General features: G+C 58.5%; 24 protein-coding genes. 8 read left to right on the forward strand and 16 right to left on the reverse strand.

Annotated elements, in window-relative coordinates; all coding sequences use genetic code 11:
* Positions 1–69 precede the first annotated feature (69 nt).
* The 9 genes from tssH to tssA all read right to left on the reverse strand — a co-directional run bounded on the left by tssH (position 70) and on the right by tssA (position 10813).
* Entirely contained in the window at positions 70–2787 is a 2718-nt protein-coding gene (gene tssH / locus GOV80_RS07450) for a type VI secretion system ATPase TssH (protein ID WP_170775542.1), read from the reverse strand.
* Positions 2788–2789: 2 nt separating this feature from the next.
* Complete coding sequence (gene tssG, locus GOV80_RS07455) at positions 2790–3860, reverse strand: type VI secretion system baseplate subunit TssG (protein ID WP_170775544.1); 1071 nt, start codon at positions 3858–3860, stop codon at positions 2790–2792.
* Entirely contained in the window at positions 3824–5701 is a 1878-nt protein-coding gene (gene tssF / locus GOV80_RS07460; protein WP_170783607.1) for a type VI secretion system baseplate subunit TssF, read from the reverse strand. Before tssF ends, tssG begins: the two co-directional genes overlap by 37 nt.
* 4 nt (positions 5702–5705) lie before the next feature.
* Entirely contained in the window at positions 5706–6200 is a 495-nt protein-coding gene (gene tssE, locus GOV80_RS07465; RefSeq protein ID WP_170783609.1) for a type VI secretion system baseplate subunit TssE, read from the reverse strand.
* Positions 6193–7014, reverse strand: coding sequence for a type VI secretion system accessory protein TagJ (locus GOV80_RS07470; protein ID WP_170783611.1), 822 nt, complete (start codon positions 7012–7014; stop codon positions 6193–6195). The genes tssE and GOV80_RS07470 overlap by 8 nt, the downstream gene beginning before the upstream one ends.
* A gap of 77 nt (positions 7015–7091) precedes the next feature.
* Positions 7092–7586: an Hcp family type VI secretion system effector gene (locus GOV80_RS07475; RefSeq protein ID WP_170775553.1), complete on the reverse strand. Its 495-nt coding sequence runs from the start codon at positions 7584–7586 to the stop codon at positions 7092–7094.
* A gap of 94 nt (positions 7587–7680) precedes the next feature.
* Positions 7681–9177, reverse strand: a complete 1497-nt coding sequence (tssC, locus tag GOV80_RS07480; protein ID WP_170775556.1) for a type VI secretion system contractile sheath large subunit — start codon at positions 9175–9177, stop codon at positions 7681–7683.
* Between the two features lie 3 nt (positions 9178–9180).
* Positions 9181–9696 (reverse strand): type VI secretion system contractile sheath small subunit, encoded by a 516-nt coding sequence (tssB, locus tag GOV80_RS07485; protein ID WP_170356373.1) that lies wholly within the window; start codon positions 9694–9696, stop codon positions 9181–9183.
* A 67-nt stretch (positions 9697–9763) separates the two neighbouring features.
* Positions 9764–10813 (reverse strand): type VI secretion system protein TssA, encoded by a 1050-nt coding sequence (tssA, locus tag GOV80_RS07490; protein ID WP_170783614.1) that lies wholly within the window; start codon positions 10811–10813, stop codon positions 9764–9766.
* 397 nt (positions 10814–11210) lie between these two features.
* On the opposite strand from tssA, the gene GOV80_RS07495 reads away from it, so the two are divergent.
* The 6 genes from GOV80_RS07495 to GOV80_RS07520 all read left to right on the forward strand — a co-directional run bounded on the left by GOV80_RS07495 (position 11211) and on the right by GOV80_RS07520 (position 15332).
* A complete protein-coding gene (locus GOV80_RS07495; protein WP_170775560.1) occupies positions 11211–11627 on the forward strand; it encodes a hypothetical protein in 417 nt (138 codons plus the stop codon).
* Positions 11628–11630: 3 nt separating this feature from the next.
* The gene (locus GOV80_RS07500) at positions 11631–12251 is read left to right on the forward strand and encodes a MotA/TolQ/ExbB proton channel family protein (RefSeq protein ID WP_170775562.1); all 621 of its coding nucleotides are present in this window, start codon (positions 11631–11633) and stop codon (positions 12249–12251) included.
* 10 nt (positions 12252–12261) lie between these two features.
* Positions 12262–12690 carry an ExbD/TolR family protein gene (locus GOV80_RS07505; protein WP_170783616.1) on the forward strand — a complete coding sequence of 143 codons (429 nt, stop codon included), beginning with the start codon at positions 12262–12264 and terminating at the stop codon, positions 12688–12690.
* Positions 12687–13097: an ExbD/TolR family protein gene (locus GOV80_RS07510; RefSeq protein WP_170783618.1), complete on the forward strand. Its 411-nt coding sequence runs from the start codon at positions 12687–12689 to the stop codon at positions 13095–13097. The genes GOV80_RS07505 and GOV80_RS07510 overlap by 4 nt, the downstream gene beginning before the upstream one ends.
* Before the next feature lie 29 nt (positions 13098–13126).
* Entirely contained in the window at positions 13127–14470 is a 1344-nt protein-coding gene (locus GOV80_RS07515) for a DUF4384 domain-containing protein (RefSeq protein ID WP_170783620.1), read from the forward strand.
* A 163-nt stretch (positions 14471–14633) separates the two neighbouring features.
* Positions 14634–15332, forward strand: a complete 699-nt coding sequence (locus GOV80_RS07520) for a GntR family transcriptional regulator (protein ID WP_170783621.1) — start codon at positions 14634–14636, stop codon at positions 15330–15332.
* Positions 15333–15369: 37 nt separating this feature from the next.
* On the opposite strand, the gene GOV80_RS07525 is transcribed toward GOV80_RS07520, so the two are convergent.
* Together GOV80_RS07525 and GOV80_RS07530 are read right to left on the reverse strand one after the other, a co-directional pair.
* On the reverse strand, positions 15370–15810 hold the full coding sequence (locus GOV80_RS07525) for a hypothetical protein (protein ID WP_170783623.1): 441 nt from the start codon (positions 15808–15810) through the stop codon (positions 15370–15372).
* Between the two features lie 48 nt (positions 15811–15858).
* Positions 15859–17127, reverse strand: coding sequence for a hypothetical protein (locus tag GOV80_RS07530; protein WP_170783625.1), 1269 nt, complete (start codon positions 17125–17127; stop codon positions 15859–15861).
* A gap of 262 nt (positions 17128–17389) precedes the next feature.
* On the opposite strand from GOV80_RS07530, the gene GOV80_RS07535 reads away from it, so the two are divergent.
* Complete coding sequence (locus GOV80_RS07535) at positions 17390–18127, forward strand: hypothetical protein (RefSeq protein WP_170783627.1); 738 nt, start codon at positions 17390–17392, stop codon at positions 18125–18127.
* 10 nt (positions 18128–18137) lie between these two features.
* Here the strand turns inward: GOV80_RS07535 and GOV80_RS07540 are convergent, their stop codons facing one another.
* The 5 genes from GOV80_RS07540 to GOV80_RS07560 all read right to left on the reverse strand — a co-directional run bounded on the left by GOV80_RS07540 (position 18138) and on the right by GOV80_RS07560 (position 24117).
* Entirely contained in the window at positions 18138–19046 is a 909-nt protein-coding gene (locus tag GOV80_RS07540) for a sigma-70 family RNA polymerase sigma factor (RefSeq protein ID WP_170783628.1), read from the reverse strand.
* Positions 19009–19737 carry an SDR family oxidoreductase gene (locus GOV80_RS07545; RefSeq protein ID WP_170783630.1) on the reverse strand — a complete coding sequence of 243 codons (729 nt, stop codon included), beginning with the start codon at positions 19735–19737 and terminating at the stop codon, positions 19009–19011. The genes GOV80_RS07540 and GOV80_RS07545 overlap by 38 nt, the downstream gene beginning before the upstream one ends.
* A 121-nt stretch (positions 19738–19858) precedes the next feature.
* Complete coding sequence (locus GOV80_RS07550) at positions 19859–20614, reverse strand: hypothetical protein (protein WP_170775582.1); 756 nt, start codon at positions 20612–20614, stop codon at positions 19859–19861.
* 138 nt (positions 20615–20752) lie between these two features.
* Entirely contained in the window at positions 20753–21457 is a 705-nt protein-coding gene (locus GOV80_RS07555) for a response regulator (protein ID WP_170783632.1), read from the reverse strand.
* Entirely contained in the window at positions 21454–24117 is a 2664-nt protein-coding gene (locus GOV80_RS07560) for a PAS-domain containing protein (protein ID WP_170783634.1), read from the reverse strand. The genes GOV80_RS07555 and GOV80_RS07560 overlap by 4 nt, the downstream gene beginning before the upstream one ends.
* A gap of 499 nt (positions 24118–24616) precedes the next feature.
* On the opposite strand from GOV80_RS07560, the gene GOV80_RS07565 reads away from it, so the two are divergent.
* Positions 24617–25327, forward strand: coding sequence for a GntR family transcriptional regulator (locus GOV80_RS07565; RefSeq protein WP_170783636.1), 711 nt, complete (start codon positions 24617–24619; stop codon positions 25325–25327).

Here is a 25327-nt window from a genome sequence, read left to right on the forward strand (position 1 = left end):
CAGTTCTTAAGGCGCCTTCTGTGAACTCAATTTCAGAACAGAGTTTTTTCTGCCCGGTGTGGCCGGGGATCAGTCAAAACCATAGGTGAAATCATTGTCCTTGACGTCGATCGTGACTTTCGACACCTCGTGCCCTTCCATCATACGACGCAAGAATTCGGCAGATATGTCGGGCAGCATCGTGTTGGTCACAATCGCGTCAATCATGCGCCCACCGCTGTCCAACTCCTGACAGCGGTTGACGATCTCTTCGACCACCGCATCCGTGTACTCGAACGGCACGCCGTGGGCCTCTTGTACGCGTTTCTTGATGCGGCCCAGTTGCAGCTTGGTGATCTCGCCCAGCATATCGGGGCTAAGCGGGTAATAGGGGATCGTCACCAGACGTCCCAAAAGGGCGGGAGGGAACACTTTCAGCAGCGGATCGCGCAGCGCTTTGGCCATGCCTTCGGGTTCGGGCATCAGGTCGGGATCGGCGCACATATCCATGATCATTTCGGTGCCGACATTCGAGGTCAGCAGGATCAGCGTGTTCTTGAAGTCGATCACACGGCCTTCGCCATCCTCCATCACGCCCTTGTCGAAGACCTGAAAGAAAATCTCGTGTACGTCGGGGTGGGCTTTTTCGACCTCATCCAACAGCACCACGGAATACGGCTTGCGTCGCACCGCCTCGGTCAAAACACCACCCTCGCCATAGCCGACATAACCCGGAGGCGCGCCTTTCAGGCTGCTGACCGTATGGGCCTCCTGATATTCGGACATGTTGATGGTGATGACGTTCTGTTCGCCCCCGTAAAGCACCTCAGCCAGCGCCAGCGCGGTTTCGGTTTTACCGACACCCGAGGTACCTGCGAGCATAAAGACACCTATGGGCTTGTTGGGGTTGTCGAGCCCCGCGCGGCTGGTCTGCACCCGCTTGGCGATCATCTTCATCGCGTGATCCTGACCGATGACGCGCTGCGCCAGACGGTCTTCTAAGTTCAAGATCGTCTCGATCTCATCCTTGACCATGCGACCCACGGGTATACCGGTCCAGTCGCCGACAACGCTGGCCACGGCCTGATGATCAACGATGGGCAGGATCAGGGGGCTGTCGCCCTGCACCTCTTCCAACTCGGCGTTCTTGGCCTTCAGTTCCGCAAGCAGCGCGTCGCGGTCGATGGGTTGTGCACCCGGTGCTTCTTCGGTCGCGGCTTCGCCTTCGGCGGTGCCGGTGCCTTCGACCTCCTGTCCGCCGGCGCGCAGTTTAGCCCGCAGATCGAGGATGTCTTCGACCACTTTCTTTTCGGCTTCCCAACGCCCGTTGAGTTCGGCCAACCGCGCCTCTTCCGCCTCTTTTGCGGCATTCACCGCCTCGCGCCGGTCGGCGACGTCATATCCAGCAGTTTCATCCCGTTCGATTATCTCCAACTCGGTGGTCAGAGCCTCAATCCGGCGCTGGCTGTCATCGACCTCGGCCGGAACCGCGTGCTGAGACACCGCGACCCGCGCGCAGGCCGTGTCCAGCAAGCTGACTGATTTGTCCGGCAATTGCCGCGCGGGGATATAGCGGGCGGACAGAGTCACCGCCGCTTCGATCCCCTCATCCAATACCTGCACGCGGTGGTGTTTTTCCAACATTGAGGCAATGCCGCGCATCATCAGAACCGCCTTGGGGATATCGGGCTCTTCGACGTGCACAACTTGGAATCGCCGGGTCAGAGCCGGGTCTTTTTCGATGTATTTCTTGTACTCCGCCCATGTGGTCGCGCCGATGGTGCGCAACGTGCCCCGTGCAAGCGCCGGTTTCAGCAGGTTGGCCGCGTCGCCCGTGCCAGCGGCGCCACCCGCGCCCACCAGAGTATGCGTTTCATCGACAAACATCACAATCGGCGTTGGGCTGGCCTGCACCTCGTCAATCACTTGACGCAGACGGTTTTCAAACTCTCCCTTCATGCTGGCACCAGCCTGCAACAGACCCACATCCAGCACCAGCAGGCGCACATCTTTCAGCGCAGGCGGCACATCGCCACGCGCAATCCGCAGAGCGAACCCTTCGACAACGGCGGTCTTACCCACCCCGGCCTCACCCGTGAGGATCGGGTTGTTCTGACGGCGGCGCATCAACACATCGACGATCTGGCGAATTTCCTCATCCCGGCCCACAATCGGGTCAATCTCACCGTTGCGGGCCTGTTCGGTCAGGTCGGTGCAGAATTGCTCCAACGCCTCGCCCTTGCCCATGGCACCGGGGGCCATCGCGCCGCTGGCCTCGCCCGGCTCGGCCCCGCCACCAACATTCGAGCCATCCTGCGCACCCAGCGTGTCTTCGGGCGAGCCTTCGGTGGCCTCACCAAAGCTGTCCGCCAGATCATCAGCGCCGATTTTCGCCAGTTCCGGCGACATGCTGGCCAGAATGTTGCGCAACGCAGGCGTCTTGAGCATGCCGAGGATCAGATACCCAGTCCGCACTTTGCTGTCGGAATAAAGAAGCGAGCCCCAGACCCAGCCCCGCTCCATCGCGTCCATAAGATGATCCGACAGGTCCGAGATCGAAGACGCCCCGCGCGGCAGCATGTCCAGCGAACGGGTCAGTTCGGAAGCGATCTTGCCGGGGTCCAGATCGTAATGCTGGATGATGCGGTGAATATCACTGTCCTGACCGTTGAGGATCTGGTGCAGCCAGTGCTGGATTTCGACATAAGGGTTGCCCCGCATCTTACAGAATACGGTGGCCCCTTCGATCGCCTGATAGCCCAGCTTGTTCAGCTTGCCAAACAGCGACACGCGGCTGATTTCCGTCATCTTCAATACCTCTCGTTGGGGGCCGATTTGTCGGCCTCGAATTCTTGGTTCATGTATCCGGGGTATAGGATCAGATCCTCTGCATCCGGACGGGCCTCGTCCGGGTCATCGCGGGTTCTAATCCAGCTTGTGTGGCCCAATTGGGTTGTACCGCCCAGCGAGGCGCGCGGCACCTCGTCACCGGCCAGCACCAGATTGACCTCCCAATCCAGCGTGTCACCGACATAGGTGCGCAGGATCGCTTCAAGACGTTTTTGCGACACCCCGCCAGGCAGCAGGCGTTTGTAGTCCTCCAGCGAGACGGGCCCCAGACGGATGCGAAACTTAGCAGACCGCGACCAGACCCGGTTGCCGATACTGGTGGATTGCCCCAGCCGCGCAGGTGCACCCAATTGCCATGTGTCGTCGGGCTCTAGCTCCAGCCAGGTGCCGACGAATTGCTGCACATGTGCCTCGACGCCGAAATAGTCGGACAGGATCGCGATCAGGCCTTCAGCCGTTTTGGTACCTGACCCCAAATGCCCCGCAAAGAAGCGCCGCAACATGTCCGACATCGCGTCTCGATTATCGAAGCCGGTGCCTTTGTACCCGGCCAGTGCGGCCACCCTCTGTTCAAAGGGATCATCGCCGCGATCAAAGCTGGGTGCGGGTTCAGCGGCAGACCAGGCGCGATACAGCAGGCTGAGCATCCGGTGCGTCAGCATGTCGGCAAAGGCCACAAAGGTCGGGTCGCGGTGGTTGCGCAGCCGGTCGCGGGCAAATTCGGTCAGATGCAGTGGCAAGGGCCCCTGCGGGCCGAAATAGCCAAAGAACAAGTTGCTCAGCTTGCCCGGTGCATCATCCGAGGCAGGTTCAAACCGGGTCAGCGTGCTGGGCGGGAAGGCCAGCGAGACCTCTTGCCCCAGCCGCACTTTGTCCTCGCGCGGGCGGCGCGATTCCCCAAGACGGGGCGCGTCAGCATAATGCGCCTCGATCACGCGAAGCGCCTGAAAGACGTGATGCCTTTCAGGATGCGCCGCCAGAGCGGCAAGCAGGTTCAAATGACCCTGCCCAGACCCGCTGCCGGTCGCCATCTGGCAATCTCTCCTCGTCTTTCGGTCTTCAGAACGGTTTCCGTGAAACTGTTGATCGTGGTGTATTTGCGGAAAAACCGTTCCAGCACTGCGCCCAGAACGTAGACGCTGGTGCCTTCGTAAAAGCTTTCGTCAAAGCCCAGCGTGATCTCGAGCCCGCGTACGGCGGTGCTTATTACCTCGTCGCTCATGCGGCGCACGATCGGGCGGCTGTTGACCGAGACGACGCCCTCAAGCTGTTTCTCGGTCACGCGGTTACCCAACGGCGCGTAAATGCCCAGCAATTCGCGCAGCGCCCCGGCTCCGCCCTCCTTGCCATCGCCCGAGATGGATAGGTAGTTCAGGCTGAGATGACTGATTAGTTTCCACGCCGCGTCGCCCTGCGCCAACGTGGCATGGGGCCGGGTCGGCGTTACCGGCGTGCGTACTGATTTGACCGGGCCACCTTCGGGCAGATGAAACACATCCGCCCCACCGGCTGCCAGCAGCATCGGCAGGTCACGGTTCGAACACAGCGCCTCGACCGCAAGCTGATCCAGCGTGCCGGGATACGGCGCCTCGGCCCGGTCCACCAAAGATAGATAGACTTCGGACCCCAGATAGGACGTGCGTACCCCGCGCAGGCGTTCCTTTTCGTTGCGCTGTCGCATCCGCCGCTTGATCGTGTAATAGGCACTGTGGTTGTCGCCCGCTGCGGTCAGGTCTGTGTCGCTGTAGAAGGGGCGGAAGGGGATGTCGCCCTCATCATCTGATTTGATGCCGATGACACGCTGGATCGAGAAAATCTCGTAGTCCAGACCGGCCGTCCTGTTCGGCACCACATGGTGCTGCGTGTCCATCTGCGTCAGATGCACCCGGTCGCAGCGGCGGTGGAACAGATTCACCGCCGGAACTGCGTTCAGCGCAAAAGCCGTAGGGGTGACCGCTGGGGCCACATCGCGCATACCGTCCTGCAAGAGAATATAGATATCGACATCCGTGCCTGCCGAATTCTGCAAAGCCGGCTGCAGACCTGTCAGTTCCACGAACAGGAACCGTTCGGGCATGGCAAAATATTCCTGAAGCAGGCGGTAGCCGTCAAAGGACTGGCGTGGGGTCGGCAACAGGGCCTCGTCGCGTTCAAACCCTTTGGGGGTCACATCCGCCGCGGGCAAACGCACAGCCCAATCGGCGCGGCGATCGGTCGAACGCCCGGTCAGGCCCACGCATTGGGTCGCCAGCAATTCATGCAGTGACCAGGCCTTGCCGCCTTGCGTGTCCAGATGCAGCACTAGGTTGTCCAGCGCCAGCTCGGCCATCGGCGCGCCGTCAGTGCGGTTCAGCCGTAGGCGAATACCGGCCCGTGCCTCGGTATCCCTAGCCACTCCTGCCGCGACCAGCTCACCGCGACCGTCGATATATTCGGCCTCGGTAATCTCGATCGGCCACATGGTCATGTCCGCTGAGGTGCGGAACTCGCAGGCGGTCTGTTCGCCCTCGGCCAGATGCGAACGCAACGGTGTGCCGCGCGGAATGTCATAACCTTCCTTCAGCGCCGCATTGGCCACATCCGGTTCGAACTGCACCACCATCATGGACGGCGTTGGCGCGAGATAATGGGGATAGACAATTTCCAGCAGGTTCGACGTAAAGGCCGGGAACTGCATCTCAAGCTCAAGCTGCACCCGCGCGGCCAGAAAAGCGCTGCCTTCCAGCAGACGTTCCACATAGGGGTCGACGACCTCGATTCCCTCCATGCCCAGACGGGATGCGATCTTGGGATAGGCCGCCGCGAACTCGGCCCCCATTTCACGCAGAAAGGCCAATTCGGTTTCGTAGTGTTTCAGAAGCCGTGTGTCCATCTCGCTAGCTCCGCTCGATTGCGACTTCGCCGGTCGTTACATCGACCCGGCTGCGCAGATAGAGTTCCAGCGGCATTGGCTGCGCCCACATCACGGCACGGATGTCATATTCCACGTGCATCTCGCCCGATCCCTTTTCAGAGCGCAAATCAACCGAGACCGAACCCTTGACGATCCGGGGCTCGAACGCCTCAATCGCATCTGAAATCGAGCGCTGAATACGCTGCGCCTGCCGCAAGGTCGAAAACGCTCCCGAGGTTTCGCGGATGCCATAGTTCAGAACCGATTTGGCCGCATTGGGATAGATATCTTCATCAATCAGATCGGACTGATCGGTGGTATTGAGCAGCAACGACAGGTCGCGCTGGATAATCTCGCGCAGACGCCCGACGTCGATGACCCGCGCTTCGCGCCCTTCTTTCAACTGGTCCGGCGCATTGTCAGTCAGCCGGTCCAGCAGCGAAGGCTGAAGGCGTTCGGCAAGGGTCTTCTCAGCCATCTCCTGCCGCTTCCCCGGCCTCGGTGGCCACGTTCAGTACCAGTTCGCGCACATCCAGCAGCGCAACATCCGATTGATCCGTCGTCAGCAGACGCTGGCCCAGCCCCACGAATGTCTCGGACCCCGCATCCACCCAGCTTGTCGCGCGGGCTAACCGTGCAGCGTCGTCGCCCTGCTGGGTCGTGCCGGGATAGCGCGTCGGGATCAGCGCCGCGACTTCGCCGCCGCTGGCAACAGTTAGGGTACAGGCGGTCCAGACCGCGTCGCGCAGGTCGCTGGGGGCCTCAATCTCAAGCCGTGAAATCTGCGCGAAAGGCAGCCAGAAATAGCGCCCGTTCACGATGACCTCAAGTACAGGACCCAGCCGCATATCGGCATCGGCGATCCATTCGAACGGCTCACCATTCACGGTGCCCGAAGTGGCAGGAGCCGCGTCAAAAGCCTTGGCGCGCATCTCGGCCGCCTGATCGAAGTTGCCGCCCGCAGTCAGTTTCTGCGCCTCGATCAGATGGGCCAGCCACTCTTCGGGTTCGCCAAAGATCATCGGCGTCTTTTCCGCCGCAAAGACCTTTTCGCGGTAGACCTCACAGATGATTGCCTCGCGGTAGGTCTTGGCCATCATCGTGGCCGCTTCGTCCATTTCCGCGCTCAGTTTTAACTGGGTGATCGCACGTTTCCAGTCACCCAGAACGCAAAGCAGCTGAAACAGGAAAATCCGCAGCTTCGCATCTGCGGGATTTGCGCGGATCTTGTCTTGCAGGGCGGCAAGCGTGGCAGTCAGATCGCCTGTTCTTAGATGGTCTTCCGGCGTCATGCGGCCCTCGTATCGTCAGAATTGGGTAATGTGGGCTTGGGCGGCACATACCGCCAAAGCCCGGATCGTGGGGAAAATCAGCTGACGTCGCCGGTTTCCAGGTTCCACTTGAACTCGTTGCAATCGCTGAGCTTGCCGTCTCTGAAATCGGCAATGCGGTATTTGATCGAGATACCGCGATAGGCAACAGTCCAGTTTTCCGACGGAATGGATTCCTCACCGCCCGAGACCGAATAGCTGTCGACGATAGCGTCGCGCAGAGTGAAGATCAGGTAAGGCTCCATGCCTTTCTTTTCGTCATCGCCCGACCGGCAGAGGTGAATTTTCATCTCTTTGTTGGCGCGGCCCGAGGCAACATACGTCATCAGCTTGGCCGACGCTTGGCTCAGCTCAGTCGTCAATGAGACCTTACCAAAATTCGCGTTCGCGTATCCACGTTGGGTTGTGCCCATGTCACCCATATCCAGGGTACGCGCAACTTCCCAGCTGATCTCTTTACAAGCGATCCAGCCAGAGTGTTGTTTTTCACGGGCTTCACCGGGGAAGTCCATTTTGATGAATACGTTTTCCATTTTACCTTCCTTTAAGGACTAGTGATGTCACTGAGATATGCGAGGTTTGATTCGACGGCAGTGAACCACTTCACATGCCGTCGAAGTTTTTGATTTAACCGGACTTTTCGGACGGCAGCTTAGACACGAGGCGCAGCGATACCGACAGGCCCTCAAGCTGATAATGCGGCCGCAGGAAGAACTTGGAGGAGTAATAGCCGGGGTTGCCCTCGACGTCTTCGACCACAACCTCGGCCGAGGCCAGCGGCTTGCGTGCCTTCTCGGCTTCGGCGGAAATGTCGGCGTTGAAGTCAACATACTGGTTGATCCATTCCTGCAACCAGCTTTCCATGTCCTGACGGCTTTTGAACGACCCGACTTTGTCGCGCACCATGCATTTCAGGTAATGCGCAAAGCGGCAGGTGGCGAACAGATAAGGCAGACGCGCGGCCAGATTGGCGTTCGCGCTGGCATCCGGATCATCATATTCCGCAGGCTTGTGCAGCGATTGCGCGCCGATGAATGTGGCCGAGTCGGTGTTCTTGCGGTGGATCAGAGGCATCATACCGTTTTTGGCCAGTTCCGCCTCGCGCCGATCCGAGATTGCAATCTCGGTCGGGCACTTCATGTCCACGCCGCCATCGTCGGTCGGGAATGTATGCGCGGGCAGGCCTTCGACCGTACCGCCGCTTTCCACACCGCGAATGCGCGAGCACCAGCCATATTCCTTGAACGACCGGTTGATGTTCACCGCCATGCCATAGGCCGCGTTGACCCAGCTATAGCTGTCGCTGTTGGCGCCGCTGGTATCTTCCTCAAACGCAAACTCCTCGACCGGTTCGGTTTTGGAGCCGTAGGGCAGACGGCCCAGGAAACGCGGCATCGCCAGACCAACATATTTGGAATCCTCGCTTTCGCGCAGGGACCGCCATGCGGCGTATTCCGGGGTCTGGAAGATCTTGGTCAGATCGCGCGGGTTGGCCAGTTCCGACCAGCTGTCCATCTGGAACAGGCTGGGCTTGGCCCCAGTGATCAGCGGCGCATGGGCTGCGGCTGCGATCTTGGACATCTCGCCCAACAGCTCAATATCTTGTGGGCTGTGGTCGAAATGATAATCGGCCACCAGCGAGCCATAGGGCTCGCCACCGAACTGGCCGAATTCTTCCTCATAGAGCTTCTTGAAGATCGGCGATTGATCCCATGCCGTCCCTTTGAACTTGCGCAGGGTCTTGTGCATGTCTTTCTTCGAGATGTTCATCACGCGGATTTTCAACATCTCGTCGGTTTCAGAGTTGTTCACCAGATAGTGCAGACCGCGCCACGCGCTTTCCATCTGCTGGAATTCTTCATGGTGCAGGATCAGGTTGACCTGTTCGGTCAGCTTTTTGTCGATCTCGGCAATAATCCCTTCGATCGAGCGCAGCGCGTCGTCCGAGATCAGGCCGGTATTGGCCAGCGCCTGTTCGGCCAGCGTCTTGACCGCGCTTTCAACGGCGGTTTTCGCCTGATCCGATTTCGGGCGGAATTCCTTAGTCAGCAGAGCCTCGAATTCCGAGGACCCGAACGCTGTTGCGCCCTCAGTGGCTTCTACCTTGGCTTCTTGATCGGCCATCTTTTATTCCTCCTCGGCAGCGTCGCCGCCCGGTTTGGGCTGCGCAGCAAGTGTCTTCAGCAGGCTTGGGTCCTGCATGATTTTCGAGATCAGATCTTCGGCCCCGGTTTTCCCGTCCATATAGGTCATCAGGTTGGACAGCTGTGTGCGCGCATCCAGCAGCTCTTTCAGCGGTGCGACCTTGGCCGCGATGGCGGCGGGGCTGAAATCATCCATGCTTTCAAAAGTGATATCCACGGCCAGATTTCCCTCACCGGTCAGCGTGTTGGGCACGGTAAAGGCGGCACGCGGGGCCATCGACTTCATCCGGTCGTCGAAATTGTCGACGTCAATCTCCAGGAATTTCCGGTCGGCAACAGCAGGCTGTTCCACCTCGGACTTGCCCGCCAGATCGCTCATGACGCCCATGACGAAGGGCAGCTGTACCTTTTTCTCGGCGCCGTAAAGCTCCACATCATATTCGATCTGAACCCTCGGAGCCCTGTTCCGGGCTATGAATTTTTGTGAACTGTCAGCCATCTGTTGCTCCTCGATTCATCCGTCAGTTTTTTGTGTCCGTCCACGCCCCGGCCTTGCCGGAAGTGGATTAAAATCCATGGTCGTCATCATCGGTTTTCAGGCCGCCAATCTGGCGCACTTCGTCCAGACCTTCCTTGGCCATATCCTCGATAATCGTAAGAAAGTCCGCGTTGACCAGCCGCTTGGCGCGTTCCAGCAAAACTGGCAGCGGGCTGGAAGGCTCGCACCGCGCGTAATAGTCCATGATGCGGTCCAGCATCCGGGTTACATCATCGGGCGAGTTGATCGCACCGCCACCCGCAGGGGCCACGCCACCGGCACCGCCCGCAACAGCCGGGGCTGCGGCGGGGGCACTTGTATCGGCCACATCTTCGGCGGCAACCTCGCCTACATCGGCATATTTTGCCAAGGCCTGTCGGATGCTTTTCAGCGCCTCGATCAGCGGGTCCAGATTGGGGCCTTCGCCCGGTGTCTTGTCCGTAAACACCGCATCAATCGCACCCACATCTTCCAGCGCAGCAGACACTGCCTCGGCATTGGCCGCCAAAACCTCGTCATCGGTATCTTTGAAGGCCGCCGCAACGCCGTTGGCATCCGGTATATCATCCAGATCGGCGGGCATGTTGATCCGGCCATCCACAACATCCAGATGGCGCAGGGTCATGCGCCCGAACATGCGGCTGTCGGTTAGACCGGTGCGCCGCAGCGCCCGCACCATCCGGTCGGTCGAGGCCAGACCACGCACCGCGTTGATCCGCATCGTGGCGTCGCCATCGTCTTCGTCCAACTCAGGGTGGCAAGTGTCCCAGAAATCCTCAAGCAGGGATTTCGCATAGTTCAGGGTCGTCGCAAACGCGGGCAGACCCTTGGTGTGTAGCACGGCCTCGCCCAGGTAGATTGCAGCGCGCAGATCGTGGCTTTTCTCCATGACCGCCAGCGCCTTGGTCTCGACTTCAGCCCAATCCTGTTCTTCGGCGGCGACCACCTCGTCACCCATCTGCCGTTCTTCACCGGGCTGCGCGGCTATTTCCAGATCGGTAAACGCCGGATCGTATTCCAGGTTTTCTCCGCTTGGCTGGTCTTCGCTTCTGGGCTCCAGATAAGACGATAAATTCATACTCTCCCCAATAACATCGCGGTTATTCACCACTTGTCTGTTTGTTGGCACCGCTTAACGTGATATCGTTGACGACCTAAATGAACTACTTCACAGGGCCACGACATTTTCTCACATTTCGCACATCATGCGCAGTCACTGTGATGAATCAGCCGCATACCCGGTGTAAAGTCAAACCTAATAAATACGTTTTTTTTGCGACATGACTTGGTCGCACCAGCGCCGAGGCGCGTTTTTTCTTATGTCTAACCAAGTTAGTTGTCTTGCACGGGAATTTTTTTCTTCTCGGCTGCGGGGTGTTGCTGCAATGATCAGACAAGCCCGGTCCGCGTCTCACCGGCAAACGGGCTTGCGAGTTTGGTCAACAAGACTGCCAGATCGGAAAATGGGGAGAAGAATGAAATCACGACTATTCGCGGCCATTGCGCTGTCGCTTGCCGCTGTCACCGCGCAGGCCGAGGACGGCAAGCTTTCCATCGAGCTGAACAAGTTCGAACCCGGCGAATCCGGCGGCTGCCGGGCCTTCTTTCTGTTTCGAAACCAGACCGGCAACAGTTTTGAAGCGTTCGAGATGTCGCTGGCCATCCTTGATACCAACGGGGTAATTGACCGGCTCTTGTCGATCGACGCAGCCCCCTTGCCGGTGCAACGGACGGTTTTGAAATTGTTCGAGATCCCCGAGATTGACTGTTCCGACATATCAGAGGTTCTGCTGCACGATCTGCCCGCCTGCAAACCGCAGAACGCGGACCCGGTCGATTGCTTCCCTTTGCTGGCGCTGGACAGCAAGACCTCTGCCAATCTGGCGCAATAAGCCATGCCGGGTTTGGAAAATCTGGGCACCGGAGGGCCCATCATCGCCATTCTCGGGCTGTTGTCCCTGCTCTCGCTGACGGTGATCGTCGTCAAAGTGATAAAGCTAGCCCCGGTGCGCGCGGGCGGACCGGCGCGGGATGCGGCCTTTGTTCAATGGTCGGGCGGCGACCGGCAGACCGCACAAAAGGCGGTTGCGGCGGGGAAATCCCCTGCCGATCGGGTCTGCGCCTATGCCATGCAGGCGCTGATCGACGGCTTCAAGGGCCCCGCCCTGATGGCCGAGTTGACCCGACGCGGCAATCTGGAATTTGCCGCCATGAACAGCTGGCTGCGTGTGTTGGAGCTGATCGCCATGATCTCACCCCTGCTGGGGCTTTTGGGCACGGTCACTGGGATGATCCAGTCGTTTCAGGAGCTTGAGTTGGCGCAGGGTGCAGCCAACGCCTCGGTTCTGGCCGGAGGGATCTGGCAAGCGTTGCTGACCACCGCTGCGGGGCTGGTTGTTGCCATTCCGGCCGCCATCGGCGCCTCGCTTTTGTCGGGCCGGGCCGAGGCCGGCGCGCAATCCATCGAGAACGCAGTTGGCCGTCTGATGGTGTTGGAGGAGCGCGGCGCGCATTAGGATCATGGCGATGGACAGCGATCTCAGCCTGAACAGACGCAAACCGACGGGGCCCTTGATCTCGTTGGTGCCAATGATTGACGTGATGCTGATTCTGCTGGTCTTTTTCATGGTGACGTCGACCTATCTGAACCTCGACATGATCCCGGCGCTGGCGCAATCCGATCGGCCTGCGCAGGCATCGTCGGGTCAGGCGGGTTCGGAAACCTTTCTGGTTCGTATTGGTGGCGATGGGGCGCCCTATCATCGCGGGCAGGCGATGGCGCTGGACGCACTAGCCGATGAGATGACGGCGCGCCTGACAGCGAACCCTGCACTTCAGGTCATCATTCTGCCGACCGGTGGGGCCAAACTGCAAGCGCTTGTCTCGGTCATGGATACTGTCACCGGCGCCGGGGCAGTGAACATGCGCGTGGTCCGGCTTGAGGCGCGCCCATGAAGATCACCCGCCCCACCCCGCGCCGTCACCCCGAGACGATCATTGCCCTGATCGACGTTGTGTTCTTTCTGCTGGTCTTCTTCATGCTGATCGGTCGCATGGATGCCACCGCGCCCTTCGAAGTTTCACCACCCACAGCCCTGACCGGTGCGGACATGCCCGCAGGTGGCGTCACCCTGTCCGTTGCCGCTGACGGAACCATGGCGCTGGACGGTGAGGCGATTGAACCCGACCAGATCGAACCGCGTATTCAGGCGTTGCTGACGACGCAGCCGGACGTCCTAATCCGCATCAACGCCCACCGAGACGCCGCCCTGCGCGCGATCTTACCCCGGATTGCGCAGTTCGAGGCGATGGGCGCGCGCGATGTGGTGCTGGTGGTGACGCCACCGGGGCCGGTGCGGTGATCCGGGGGCCGGTTATATGGGGGATCGGGTTGGTAAGCTCGGTCTTGCTGCATGTCGGTGGGGCGATCGCCCTTGTCTGGAGCGTTCAGCCTGATCCCGTAGCGGAACAGCCCGTCCCCGAAACCCGGATGCAGCTTTCAGCGCATCGGGTGCAGCAAAGTCAGGCCATTGAAGCCCGACCAGAACCAGAGGCCGCACAGGCTCAGGACGCCACCGGAGCGCAACTGGGTCAAAGCGCAATCGCGCAGTCTTCTGCCACCGCCGCGCCCCTGCCACAGCAAGCCGTCGTGGCCGCCGAACCCGCGCCGCAGGCTCTAACGCCTCAGGACATCGGGGCCACAGTGATTGCTCAGACCACCGCCGAGGCCGCGCCGCTGCAAGCGGCTGAGGTTGCAGCGGTGCAACTGGTTTCGGCTGCAGTGTCAGCGCAACCTGTAGTCCTGAACCCGCCAGCGGCGCAGGCGGCCCAGCTTACGGCCCCCAAAGCGCAGAAGGCCCGACCTCTGCAACCTGAACCTGTCGCCCTGCCCCAGACCATCCCTGATGTTCCGCAAACCAGCGCGTCCGAGGTCTTTTCCACCTCTGGCGACGGCCCTATTGACCCTGTCTCACTGGCTGCGATCCAAAGCTTCATGCGACCTGAGGATGCCGGTGCCAGCGCGCAAGACCTGCGGGACGGGATAGACGGCCTGCTGGCGCAAGTGCCCTGCGCGCGGCTTCAGGTGCAGTTTCGGCCTGACAGCAATACTTTGGAAGTCATCGGTCATATCCCTGAGGATGGATTGCGCAACCCTGTCTTGACCGCCTTGCAAGCGCAGATGGGCAGCAACATTCGGGTGGATGACAACATTCGCATCCTGCCCCGCCCGCAATGCGGCGCGCTCAGCGGGATTGCCGATGTGGGCCTGCCGCAATCCACTGATCAGATCACCAATCCGCTGCTGATCGGACAGGATATCCACGCTCGCGACTTTCGCTATGTTGACGGCCAGCAACTAGTACTGGAGCTGACCGGTGCCGATTATGACGCCTATGTCTATGTCGATTATTTCGATGCCGAAGGACAGGTGATCCACCTCAGACCCAACACCTCCACCCCGATGGAGCTAACGCCCGCCAAGGCTCGGTTACAGGTCGGCGCGGCGCAACAGGGTGACCCGGGCTTGTTCATCACCATCGGCCCTCCCTACGGTCAGGAAATCGCCGTCGCATTCGCCGCGTCCGAGCCGCTTTACCAGACAGAGCGGCCCTTGGTCGAACCCGCCGAAGGCTATCTGCAATTCCTCAAGACCCGCATTGCCGAAGTCCGTGCGGACAACCCGGATTTCAAGGGCGAGTGGGTCTATTTCTTTGTCACCACCGCCGCGCGGTAATGATGGGTAACCTGAGACAGAGGCGTTTCGCTGTCTCGACCATTTCCAAATGTTCCGGTGGATGCAAAAGTCCTGAATTCTGGAACATGGCCCGCAAAATGAAATGGAAAATTCTCGCCAAAATTTCTTGACCCCATGACAACCGCCCCATAGGGCATTTGGCATGGACATATCCCCTGACAGCACGTCATCAGCCGATATTTACGACACCCTGCGCGATGGGTTGATTTGGGGGCGTTGGAAATCCGGCCAGCGGCTGAAACCACAGCACTTGAAAGACGAATTCGGATGCTCGACCGCAGCATTGCGCGAAGCTTTGTTACGCCTGGCCGGTGAAGGGTTTGTCGAAAATGAAAAGAACCACGGGTTTCGCGCCGTGGAACACTCAGATGAAACGTTCCAACAGGCGGCACACTTGCGAATGGTGTTGGAATGCGAAGCGGTTGAGCTGGCATTGAAACAGGGCGATTTCGAATGGGAGATGGCGCTGAACGCGGCACATCATAACCTCGACTATATCGAGGCGCGTATGGAGCAAGCAGAAGATGTCACACCGTTTGTCAAACGCTGGTCCCGGCAGGACTGGGTGTTTCACAGCACACTGTTGGGGGCGTGCAACTCTGATCTGCTGATGCGGATCTACAAATCGGTCTACGACACCTTCCGAATGTGCGCGGTGTCCCGAATTGAAGGGTTTGGCTTCTCTCAGTTGACACGCCGTGAACATCGGGCGATCTATGACGCCGCCATTGCCCGCGATCTACCGGAATGCATCGGCGCCATTCGGGCGCACTTGGCCTTGTACCGAGATGACAACCGCCCAATCGAAAGACCGGAACAGATGGAAAGAGACAAGGCTTGAACCTGATTTGGGTTCGGACAGGCAGTTCCAGGCCAAATCAGCTTCGATCAGAAAGTGAGGCGGGCACCGGCCTGTCAAAACATTCCAAAATCGCCATTCCGGTTAGAAAGAACGCGCGAAGATGCCCGCGTGTAAAGCATTTTGTTCCAGCCGAGAACCTGATATTTGCAAACCTGCACTCCAGATCCACTTCACTGGGTTTGGCAATCGGAACCGCCAGAATTTCGCCATCGGTAAGGCGATAGGTCCCCGAGTTGACAATCACGTCCATGGTCCCCTCGAGGCATTCAAGGCGAAGGTCGCCGTCATCGCCCGGAGCCAGTTCAAGCTTTTCCTCCTGAACAGGTGTTTCAGCCAATATCATACTATCCGCAACCGTTTGCGCGAACGCTTCACTAACCGGCAGTGCGCTGCAATTCACTGTAGACAAGACCGCTGACAAACCCTTCCAGAAACATGAGAGAGGGGGTGTGGTCATTATGTGATCCTGCAAGAAAGCGACTTGGTTTGTGGGTTAAGCACGAAACTACTCACCGCTGATCCCGACCCGCTGACCATGAAGCGATTGCGGCATGATCGACAGATCCTGCTGCACAACAAAAGGTTGGGCGTATTCCTGTTGTGCGACGGTGCCTTCCAACCAGAGACGAACCGATTTCTGAGTGCCCAGGCAGATCCGCATCCAGACCGGACGGGCGAAAATCCCATCCAAGCGAACCAATACATTGTAGTGCGAGACGCGCGGGCCAGACTGGTTTTTGAAATGCAACTGTTCAATGGCGTGATCTGTAACAATGCCTTGAACAACCGCACCGGACTGGATTGTATCGGGGAGCTGCGCAAAAACCTCGTCCGGTTGAAGTTGCGCAACCAATTTCGGATCATGAACCGAGGCGGCCAGAGCTATCATCGCGACTGTGCCGCCGACAACCGCGCCCAGAAACAAAGCCCTGTGATGGGTCCAAAGCCAGGCAAAGCCATCTTCCAGGGGTCGGCCCGAGCTATCACCCAAATCCCCCTGATAGTCGACAGACCAGCCAATCAGCCCGATAAAGAACAGCCCGAGGATCGCCAAGGTCAGGCAGTGCATTAGACCCGCCTTGATCGCTGCGGCTGTGGTGAAGGATTGCCAGCCCAAGGTATCCTCGGCCCGTTGGCCGAACCGCAGGGTTTTCTCCCATCGCAGATCGGAAAAACGGTCGGTGAACACGTCGTTGTCATCGTGGACGGCGCTGGACGTCGCGACAATCTCGCCCGCGGGATAGAGCCGGAACACCTCGTTGTGCAAATCATGGCCAACCACGACCGAGCGTTCCGGTTGGCCAAAATACCGGGCATGGATGGTGACAAGCGAGGTTGATGCAAACAAGGCGTGCAGAAACAGCACAAAGACAAAAAGCGCGCCCAGCACCCAATGAGACCCGGTGCCCTCGAACCATGAAATCGCAATTAGGATACCGGAAACCCCAACCGTAAGGCGACAGAACAGATCAAACAGGCCTAGCATCGCGACAAGGGCAAGCAGCAACACCCAGTGATTTTGCTCTGAGTATCGCGGCGCATCAGGAAAAGTCGGGGGCACCGGCGCGACAGCCATGGGTGAAAAGAAATACTGATAGCCCGCCAAAAGAATGGCCAGAAACAGAAACAACACGCCCAAAACCCCAGCGGCGAACGGTATCATGCCGCTCATACCGTCAAAGTTTTGTTGCCCAGCCTGCGTATAGAGTCCCCAGAAGGCGAAGGCCGTGCCACCGACCCCCATCGTGAAAAGGACGAAATTCGTCGCGCTCATATGACCTGCCCCATGCTAGCCGCGAGGGCAAAACAGCCCATCTTCGCGTGATGAGGGGATGCTGAATGCGCTTTGTATCATCCGCATGCCGCGGAGTGTATCAATTGTAATTCCACCACTTTTTCGGGTTCTCAGGGCTGCATCTGACCCGAGCGACAGTGATACATTTGATACGAGGCGCAACCTACTACAGACACACGGCACGGGCAGGATGGACGGAAAAGCCGACACCCTATTCTGCGAAAATTTGACAGGAGAGATGATGTTTCCTTGGAAACCAGCCCTTTTTGCGGCTGCTATTGCGGCCCATCCCGCCCAAAGCTGCAATCTAAAACACGTCCTTGAATTCAGCATCGAAGACGGCCACGCGATTATCTTTCTGAATGACGTGTACTACCGCAAATTCGTAGGTCCAGATGAAAACGTTCTGGGCTTTGCCGAGTGGAACATTCAGGGCGAAAACCGGGTTCACATTCGATTTGAAGGTGATCAGAGCGCGATGTTTCAGATCAGGTCCGCCTGTGCCGGGGGTTTTGGAAGTCAAGCGGCGTCTTCCAAGGCTGACCTGTCTGGCGGGGGCGAAGTGGCATTCTCGGTTCATTTGACGAAACCCGGCAATCCTCTGTTTGAAGCGTTGGAACCCGGGGACCCTGACGGGCTGGCTGCGGCCTATGACGCGTTTCGCGACACAGTCCTTGCGCGGGATGCGCAAGCCGTACTGAGCGCGTTGCAACTTGTCATAGACAGGAGTGTCGAAGGCGGGTTGGATCGGGATGCCCTTGTTGCTCATCTGATCCATGCCGTGACAGAAGGTATCTTTGACTTGCCCGAAAACAGTACCTTTTATCCCGCCGCTGATGGCAGGATCTTCCAACGCCTGACCGATGGGTACGATGTGGCGTTGACGTCCCGTTACAAGTACGATGGCAGCGCCTGGACACAGCCCCTTGGCACCTATTGGGCCAGGATCGACGGCGAATGGTCTATCATCCTGAACTGAGACAATCAGGTTATACCCGCCGCCAGTGAACATCCTGCATCACGTAACGCGCATAGCGAAAGTCCTGAATGCGCAGCAGTTTTTGGTCCGAAAAGGTCAGGCGAATGACATAGACCGGGGCAATGCCGGGTTTTTCACGGTCAAAGACCAACACCGTAGGCGTCCCGTCCACATGGCCGGGCACCATCATCCAATCCGTCACCTTCGCGTAGTTTGAGTAATACCCGCCCACCGCCTCAGCGCCGGTGCGGTGTTCGATGCTGACGACATCAAGCGCCACCTCCTCCGCCAGCATGGCGCGGATCGTATCAAAGTCATGTGCGTTGAAGCAGGCAGTGTATCGCGCCAAAAGCACTTTGTCAGTGTCGTTCAGATCGCCCAGCTGCTCCGATGGCGCGGATCTCAGCGCCGCGCGTCCACGTTTGAGCGTCGACTTGACCGCGTCGATGCTGGAATCCGAGATATCGGCCACCTCGCTAGCGCTGTATCCCAACACGTCAAACAGGATAACAGCGCTGCGCTGTCTGGGCGTCAGCGTCATCAAAGGGCGCAACGTATCCGCCGTCCCGCCCGAAACCGGCAAAGTTTGTGTGACCTCTTTGAAATGACTCAGGCGGGATTTCATGGCCTGCTCCGACTTTCGGGCGCGGATGGCGTTGAGCGCGGTGTTCCGAGCGATCCGAAACATCCATGCACGGGGGTTTTCGACCCGAGCCCCCGTCTCAATGGCGCGCAGCGCGGCAAGCATTGCGTCTTGCAGCACGTCCTCGCCATCAAAGACGGATCCCATCATACGCGACAGAAAGCGATGCAGATCAGGACGCAGTGTCGTCAGTGCAGCGGTCAGGGCGGCATTGGTCGTTGGCAAATCAGGCTTCATGTCACCCCAAGTTTTCCACGCCCGCGCCGTCAATGCCATAGGCCCCGGCTTTGGGATGGGCGACCAAGGTGCACATATGCGCAGAAATCGCCTCGGGTGTCAGGGGGGTGTCCCATTGGCGCATGAAGCTGGCCGCACCGCCGCCGCGCATCTGACCATAAGCTCTCGCTGCCTCTTGCGCGATGGCGGTGCCCGCGATCAACTGTTTGGGGTAGATCGTGGCGAAGGTCAGACCGAGCCCGCGTTTGTCTGCTTCCATCTGCGCGTAGTTCATCACGAAATGCTGCATACGTTTTGCCCCCGCGTACCCCCCGGACAAGGGCGATCCGTTCAGGGCTGCGCCGCTGGCAAAGGTGAGGACGGTACCGCCTTGCGGTATGGCACCGTTCAACGCGGCCTGTGCCAGATCGAAGGTTATCTTGGTGTCGTTGAACCACGGCGCGCAGAAATCCGACCAGTCATAGCTGCTGATCGGCCCCATCTGCGGTTTGATCCCACCGATATGTAGAACCGTGTGTGGATCGTGTTTTCCAAGCAGATCCGATACCGCGCCATCCTCGGACGCGTCCATGACTTCGGGCGTGACGTTGTCTGTTTCCGCGCATAAACTGTCCAGATCCACAGCCGAGCGCGATACCGCAACAACGTTTCGTCCCTTTTTGGCAAGCGCGGTCGCCGTTGCGCGCCCAACGCCCCGCCCGGCTCCAAGGATCAGTGTTTTTCCGACCATTTCAAATACCCCTTTTGCTGTCAGTTCACTGGATAAGACACGGAAGAGGGGCAAAACGGGGCGCTGGGGTTTCAATTCTTGGGATTTGCTGCATTGCGCCCGCAGGCGCGACACCCTCCGCTCAGGGTTCCAGAATGGCCCATGCTCCGTCGACAAAGATCCACAACGTACCACTTGACCACCCATGGGTGCCGTCAGAATGCGTCCGGGTAATGGACACGGGCGGTTCACCCCGCGGGCCAACCACCTGCCAGGCTTGACCGTCCAGAACAGCTTTCATCTCAAGCTCGTCCTGAATGTGCAGCTCGCCTTCGGCAATCATACCGCCGACATGCGCATTGATCCGTTCCAGCGGCGCGCCGTTGGCCACCATGTTGGCAAGCAGAGGCCCATGCAAAGCAAACACTGCGTCGCTATTGCGGCTGCGAATGGCATCCTGCAGCGATTGCACGGCGGCCATCAGACCAGAGCCGTCGGTTCTTTCCACGCCGGGATAAATTGCGGTGTCCTGCACTTCGGTGTCAAATTGCAGCGTCTTGGTCGCCGTGCTGTCAAAGCTAACCTGCGCAATCGGGGTTTCATCTGGAAGGCCGCCCTTGCAGCTTTTGTGGACGCTGTAGCGCGCCGTGCTGTTTGCATCACGGGCCGTGAACGCGATCGAAACCTCGTTGATGCCGGCCACCAGCCCTTTGCTGAGCCGCGCGAAACCGCTTGAATGGTCGCCTTTGTCGATTAGGACGTCATTCAAATGCACGCTGTGCTCACCCTGCCCGTCGATCGAGTAGCGTAGGGAATGTTCAATGTCGCACGCGTTTGCCTGCGCGGCGATACCGGTCGACATACAGGCTGTCAGGATGGCGGGTTTAACAAGACGCATAGGGTTTCTCCGATACAAAAAGGTTGTCATAGCCCCTTATCCGCCCCGTCTGTCTCAGCAGGATGTTGCGGTTTGTCTCATTTGTATCAATGGGTTGACGTTTTATCGGCGGGTGTGGTTCACCATGGCCGCAGCGCTCTAGCTGAAGACATATCCAATGCCGCGCACGGTTCGGATCGCCTCGGGCTTTGTCGGGTTGTGTTCGACCTTGCGCCTGATCCGAGAGATACGCAGGTCGACGGAGCGGTCGAAAGGCTCCCACCCGCGATCATGGGCCTGTTCCAGCAGCTGGTCACGGTTCAGCACACGCCCGCGGTTTTCTGCAAAAACCCGCAACAGGCTGAATTCCATCGCGGTGATCGGGATTTCCTGCCCATCGGCACCAAAAAGCCGGGCCTGATCCAGATCGAGGCGGCAGGTTCCAAAAGGTACCGTGCCCGACAACCTGTTCAGCGATTCCTGCTTGTCAGTCTGAAATTTGTTCCGCCGAAGGGCGGCGTTGACGCGGGCCTGCAATTCGCGCAGATCCACTGGCTTCACCAGATAGTCATCGGCCCCGAACTCCAGTCCCAGCACCTTGTCCACCACATCCCCTGCCGCCGTCAGCATCATCACCGGAACGGTCGAGGTTTCGCGGATTTCGCGCAAAGCGGTCAGGCCATCCTTGCCTGGCATACGAATATCCAGAACGATCAGATCGGGCTCTCCGGCCTCCAGTAGTTCGGCCAATTCCTGTGCATTGGCTGCCTGATCCACGGTATATCCACATTCGCTGAGATGGTCGTGCAACATGCGACGCAGGGGGGCTTCGTCATCGCAAATAGCAATTCGAGGGGCGGTCATGTCGTGGAGTCTCCGATCAAGGATGTCAGCAGGGACAGCAGCTCATCTTTCATAATGGGTTTTTCGATATGGGGGCGTTTCGAGGTTTTGAAAAAGGTTGTGACCTGCGTACTCATCGCGTCACCGGTGATAAATCCGGTTCGGGCGGCATTTTCCGGGGCAACAGCCCGCAGAGCGCGATAGAAAGTATCACCGCTCATCTGAGGCATCTTGAAATCGCTCAGCACCGCATCGAATTGTTGTGCCTCGGCCAACTTCAGTGCAGCAGTCGGATCGGTGGACATGGTCACTGTATATCCCGCCTCGGTCAGCAAATCGGTGATCAGCCGCGCGACGCCCTCTTCGTCATCCACCACCAGAACCGAGCGGCTGGACAGGTGTTCAACCTCGGGACCAGTCAGAAGAACGCTGTCATCTTCCGATGCCAACAGGCGAACGGTGAATGTGGCCCCCTGCCCCACGGTCGAGGCCACGGTCAAAGTGCCATCGTGGCTTTCAACGATCCGATGGCTGAAGGCCAGGCCAATCCCGGTTCCTTCGCCGACATCCTTTGTGGTGAAGAAGGGCTCAAAAATGCGTGGCTGGATGTCCTTGGGGATGCCGTTGCCATTGTCCGAAATGTCGATCTGCACCTGCCCGCCTTCATGCCGGGTTCGAACCGTGATCTTCCCGCGCGCACCCTTGTTGCGCACTGCGTGTCCCGCGTTGACGATCAGGTTGCTAAACACCTGTGCCAGCTGGTCGAAATCCCCCGTAACATGGGGATCTGATCCGTCCAGATCGACAACCACTTCGGTTCCGTTGGATTTCAAGGAATAGCTTGAGACCTCAAGCGCCGTTTCCAAGATGTCATTGACCGGGCAGGGTTCCATGCTAGTAGGACGTTGCCGTGCCATGGCCAGGAAAGTACGCACGATCTTGGCCGCCCGTTCCGAAGACTGGCAGATCAGGTCGACACGTTCCGACAAGACCGGGTCGTTGATTTTGCCCTGCAGCATCTGAGAATAGCCGAAAACAACAGATAAAGGGTTGTTCAGCTCATGCGCGACCCCAGCCAGAAGCTCGCCCAAAGCCGAAAGTTTCTCGTTCTGATGCGCGATCTCGCGCTGTTGCTCCAGTTCAGCTTCCAGCTTTTGCTGTTCGGTAATGTCACGCACAAACAGCAGCGCACCACCGTAGGAGGTCAGGTGCGATGAACCCGTGATGTGCCGGCCGTTGGCGAACTTCACATGCGCCCGTTTGCCGTGCTGGGACATCTCGGACATCATCCACTGCATGTATTCCTCGCCCGACATGCCGCCCATGTCGTAGTGCCCCATGGCGATCAGGGCGGCGAGGTTTTCAACGACACTGTCTCCGACCTCGGGGATCATGTGCTCAGCCCCTTCGAAATTCATCTTTTTCCAGGCGTCATTGCCAAAGACGTAATTCATGTCCCCGTCGCACAGCACCATGCCTTCATCCAGCGCCTGAAAAGCGTCCAGCAGCATATCCCGCGCTTCCTTCAGCGAGGTCGTGTCTGTCATCACCAAAATGGTCTCGCCCCGTGTGGTCGAGGCACGTTCGGCCAGGATGTGGCGCCCGTCCCTGAATTTCATCTCAACAGGGATGAACTGTTCGCTATGGGCGCGCATGATCGAGCGTTGGGCGCTTAGCGGGAAGCCGTCGCAAGGAACGTCGTTCAGGGCCTCGAGCTTGTCATACAATTGGGCGATGCGATCCGCCCGCGATAGCGATTTCAATTCGTCACCCGAAATACCGTAGAAACGGCTGAACGCGTCATTGCAATGGGTCAGGCGATGGTCTGCATCTTCGACCGCGACGCCCACGGGCAGGTTTTCGATGACGTCTTCCAGAAGGTTTTCCACCCGCGCCTGATCGGTGCGATCGCGGTAAACCAGCAGGTACCCGCCCTGATCGGTCTTGTGCGACGAGGCCAACAGTTCACGCCCGTCAGACAGCCGGATTTCGCGGTATTTGGCCCCGTTTCGCACGTTTTCAACCGCCAGCCGCGCACGGTCTTCTGGGTCGACGCCGTCCTCCAGAACCCAGAATCCTTCCAGCGCGAGACGGCGCCAGATCGCCTCGAACGACTGGCCTGGTTCGAAACGGTTGCCATCTCTTTGAAAGAACTCAGAGGCGCGGGTGTTGAAGACCTCAAGATTCATGTCGCTGTCGAACAACATGATCCCGTCATCCAAGGCGTCCACCGCTTCACGCAACATGTTCCGCGCGCGTTCGGCGGCCTCCATCGTATCGCGGGGTGTCACCTCGGTCGTCGAGACCAGATATCCGCCAATTTGGGCGCGTTTGGCTGAAGCCTGAAATTGTCGCCCGTCCCGCAATTTCCATGCCATACCCTGCTCGCAAGATGTAATGGCTCTTCGCAGATCGGCCTTGAGCCCTACTTCTTCCAAACCATCCGGGGTTTGGAAATGATCCAGAGACCAGTTCTCGAATGGTATCTTGTCCACTTTCCCGCTAAACCGAGATGCAGTTTCACCACCGAACGCGATATCCGCAAAGCTCTCGTTAACCAGAACAAAATTCAGATCTTCATCCAACAGCGCCATACCGCAGGCGACGCCGGAAAACGCATCTTCCAGCAAGGCAATGGCCGCATTGGCGTCAAGTTCGGAGCGTAGGGCAAAATCTTCCAAAACCACCGTCCTTTGCGAGCGTTCGACTGGCGAACAGGTTAAAGAACCATGACAGTTTTTCCATTTGATGTCGCTATTTGTATCAATTGTATCCATGCATGAACCCAAACCGACGGCGTTGAATTGGACAGAATTTAAACCTGTTTGATCGCCCCGCATCGAGCAGACAATCCAAGATCGAATTCGGATGTCATGATTGTTCTGTTTCTATGTCTCAGGGGGATGTCGGGTCATGTCTCAATTGTATGTCCGGACTTTACCGTCTTGAACGGCCAGTGTTGCACCCCGCAGGGTGCGCATCGCGCGCCACGCCTGCCCCATGGCCTCGCCGACCAATCACAGGGCCTACACCTGGACCTTCGAGCAAAAATTATGTGCGGATGATAAAATATTTTAATTGTATACAACTTGCATTTTAAGGTATCTGACCGAGAGACAACCCCCATTGTCGCGATTCTGATTTCACAGATCGCAGGGGCGCGCGATGAGAGGACCTGAGATGAAAGATGCATCCCGACGCAAGAAAACGCAGCTGTATGAGCATTTGAAAACAGCGGTGATGACGCTTGCACTGACGCCAGGGGAAGATTTGGACGAAGCCACGTTGTCAGAAGAGTTCGACTTGTCCCGCACGCCCTTGCGTGAAGTGTTCCGACTGTTAGCGGGCGAAGGGTATCTGGAGCTTCGCGAAAACCGCGGTGCGCGGGTAACCGGGATGTCGTACACGACCCTGCGTGATTTCTTTCTGGCCGCACCAATGATTTATGGGGCAATTCTGCGCCTTGCGGCAAAGAATGCCACAACTGCTCAACTTGCCGATTTGAAAGCCGCACAGGAAGACTTCAAGACGGCATTGCGCTCGGGTTCGGGTGCGGACCGGGCAATGGCCAACAACCTGTTCCACGAGATTACCGGCACCATGGCAGATAACACCTATCTGTTGCCGTCCTTCAAGCGACTGCTGATTGACCACGCCAGAATTGGCATGACCTTTTATCAGCCGCAGGACCAACACATGGCCGAAAACCTATCAGTCGCCAGCAGTCAGCACGATGCCATCATCGCCGCCATCGAGGCGGGCGATGAGGCGGCTGCCGCGCAGCTGGCCATCGACCATTGGAACCTGTCTCGCGACCAGATCGAGCTGTTCGTCACGCCCGCAGGGCTTGATGTACCGCTTGGATCATTTGCGCGCAAAACCCCTGCATGA

It is taken from the genome of Ruegeria lacuscaerulensis (assembly GCF_013034685.1).
GTDB classification, from domain to species: Bacteria; Pseudomonadota; Alphaproteobacteria; order Rhodobacterales; family Rhodobacteraceae; genus Ruegeria; species Ruegeria lacuscaerulensis_B.

Coding starts and splice junctions, on each gene's coding strand:
- tssE (WP_170783609.1), bottom strand. CDS start 6,200: ATGGCTGAGAAGACCCTTGCCGAACGCCTTCAGCCTTCGCTGCTGGAC.
- tssB (WP_170356373.1), bottom strand. CDS start 9,696: ATGGCTGACAGTTCACAAAAATTCATAGCCCGGAACAGGGCTCCGAGG.
- GOV80_RS07545 (WP_170783630.1), bottom strand. CDS start 19,737: ATGGTCGGAAAAACACTGATCCTTGGAGCCGGGCGGGGCGTTGGGCGC.
- GOV80_RS07475 (WP_170775553.1), bottom strand. CDS start 7,586: ATGGAAAACGTATTCATCAAAATGGACTTCCCCGGTGAAGCCCGTGAA.
- GOV80_RS07555 (WP_170783632.1), bottom strand. CDS start 21,457: ATGACCGCCCCTCGAATTGCTATTTGCGATGACGAAGCCCCCCTGCGT.
- GOV80_RS07505 (WP_170783616.1), top strand. CDS start 12,262: ATGGACAGCGATCTCAGCCTGAACAGACGCAAACCGACGGGGCCCTTG.
- GOV80_RS07550 (WP_170775582.1), bottom strand. CDS start 20,614: ATGCGTCTTGTTAAACCCGCCATCCTGACAGCCTGTATGTCGACCGGT.
- GOV80_RS07510 (WP_170783618.1), top strand. CDS start 12,687: ATGAAGATCACCCGCCCCACCCCGCGCCGTCACCCCGAGACGATCATT.
- GOV80_RS07565 (WP_170783636.1), top strand. CDS start 24,617: ATGAAAGATGCATCCCGACGCAAGAAAACGCAGCTGTATGAGCATTTG.
- GOV80_RS07530 (WP_170783625.1), bottom strand. CDS start 17,127: ATGAGCGCGACGAATTTCGTCCTTTTCACGATGGGGGTCGGTGGCACG.
- GOV80_RS07500 (WP_170775562.1), top strand. CDS start 11,631: ATGCCGGGTTTGGAAAATCTGGGCACCGGAGGGCCCATCATCGCCATT.
- tssG (WP_170775544.1), bottom strand. CDS start 3,860: ATGGCGACCGGCAGCGGGTCTGGGCAGGGTCATTTGAACCTGCTTGCC.
- tssC (WP_170775556.1), bottom strand. CDS start 9,177: ATGGCCGATCAAGAAGCCAAGGTAGAAGCCACTGAGGGCGCAACAGCG.
- GOV80_RS07540 (WP_170783628.1), bottom strand. CDS start 19,046: ATGGCATTGACGGCGCGGGCGTGGAAAACTTGGGGTGACATGAAGCCT.
- tssH (WP_170775542.1), bottom strand. CDS start 2,787: ATGACGGAAATCAGCCGCGTGTCGCTGTTTGGCAAGCTGAACAAGCTG.
- GOV80_RS07470 (WP_170783611.1), bottom strand. CDS start 7,014: ATGACGCCGGAAGACCATCTAAGAACAGGCGATCTGACTGCCACGCTT.
- GOV80_RS07495 (WP_170775560.1), top strand. CDS start 11,211: ATGAAATCACGACTATTCGCGGCCATTGCGCTGTCGCTTGCCGCTGTC.
- GOV80_RS07535 (WP_170783627.1), top strand. CDS start 17,390: ATGTTTCCTTGGAAACCAGCCCTTTTTGCGGCTGCTATTGCGGCCCAT.
- tssA (WP_170783614.1), bottom strand. CDS start 10,813: ATGAATTTATCGTCTTATCTGGAGCCCAGAAGCGAAGACCAGCCAAGC.
- tssF (WP_170783607.1), bottom strand. CDS start 5,701: ATGGACACACGGCTTCTGAAACACTACGAAACCGAATTGGCCTTTCTG.
- GOV80_RS07525 (WP_170783623.1), bottom strand. CDS start 15,810: ATGACCACACCCCCTCTCTCATGTTTCTGGAAGGGTTTGTCAGCGGTC.
- GOV80_RS07520 (WP_170783621.1), top strand. CDS start 14,634: ATGGACATATCCCCTGACAGCACGTCATCAGCCGATATTTACGACACC.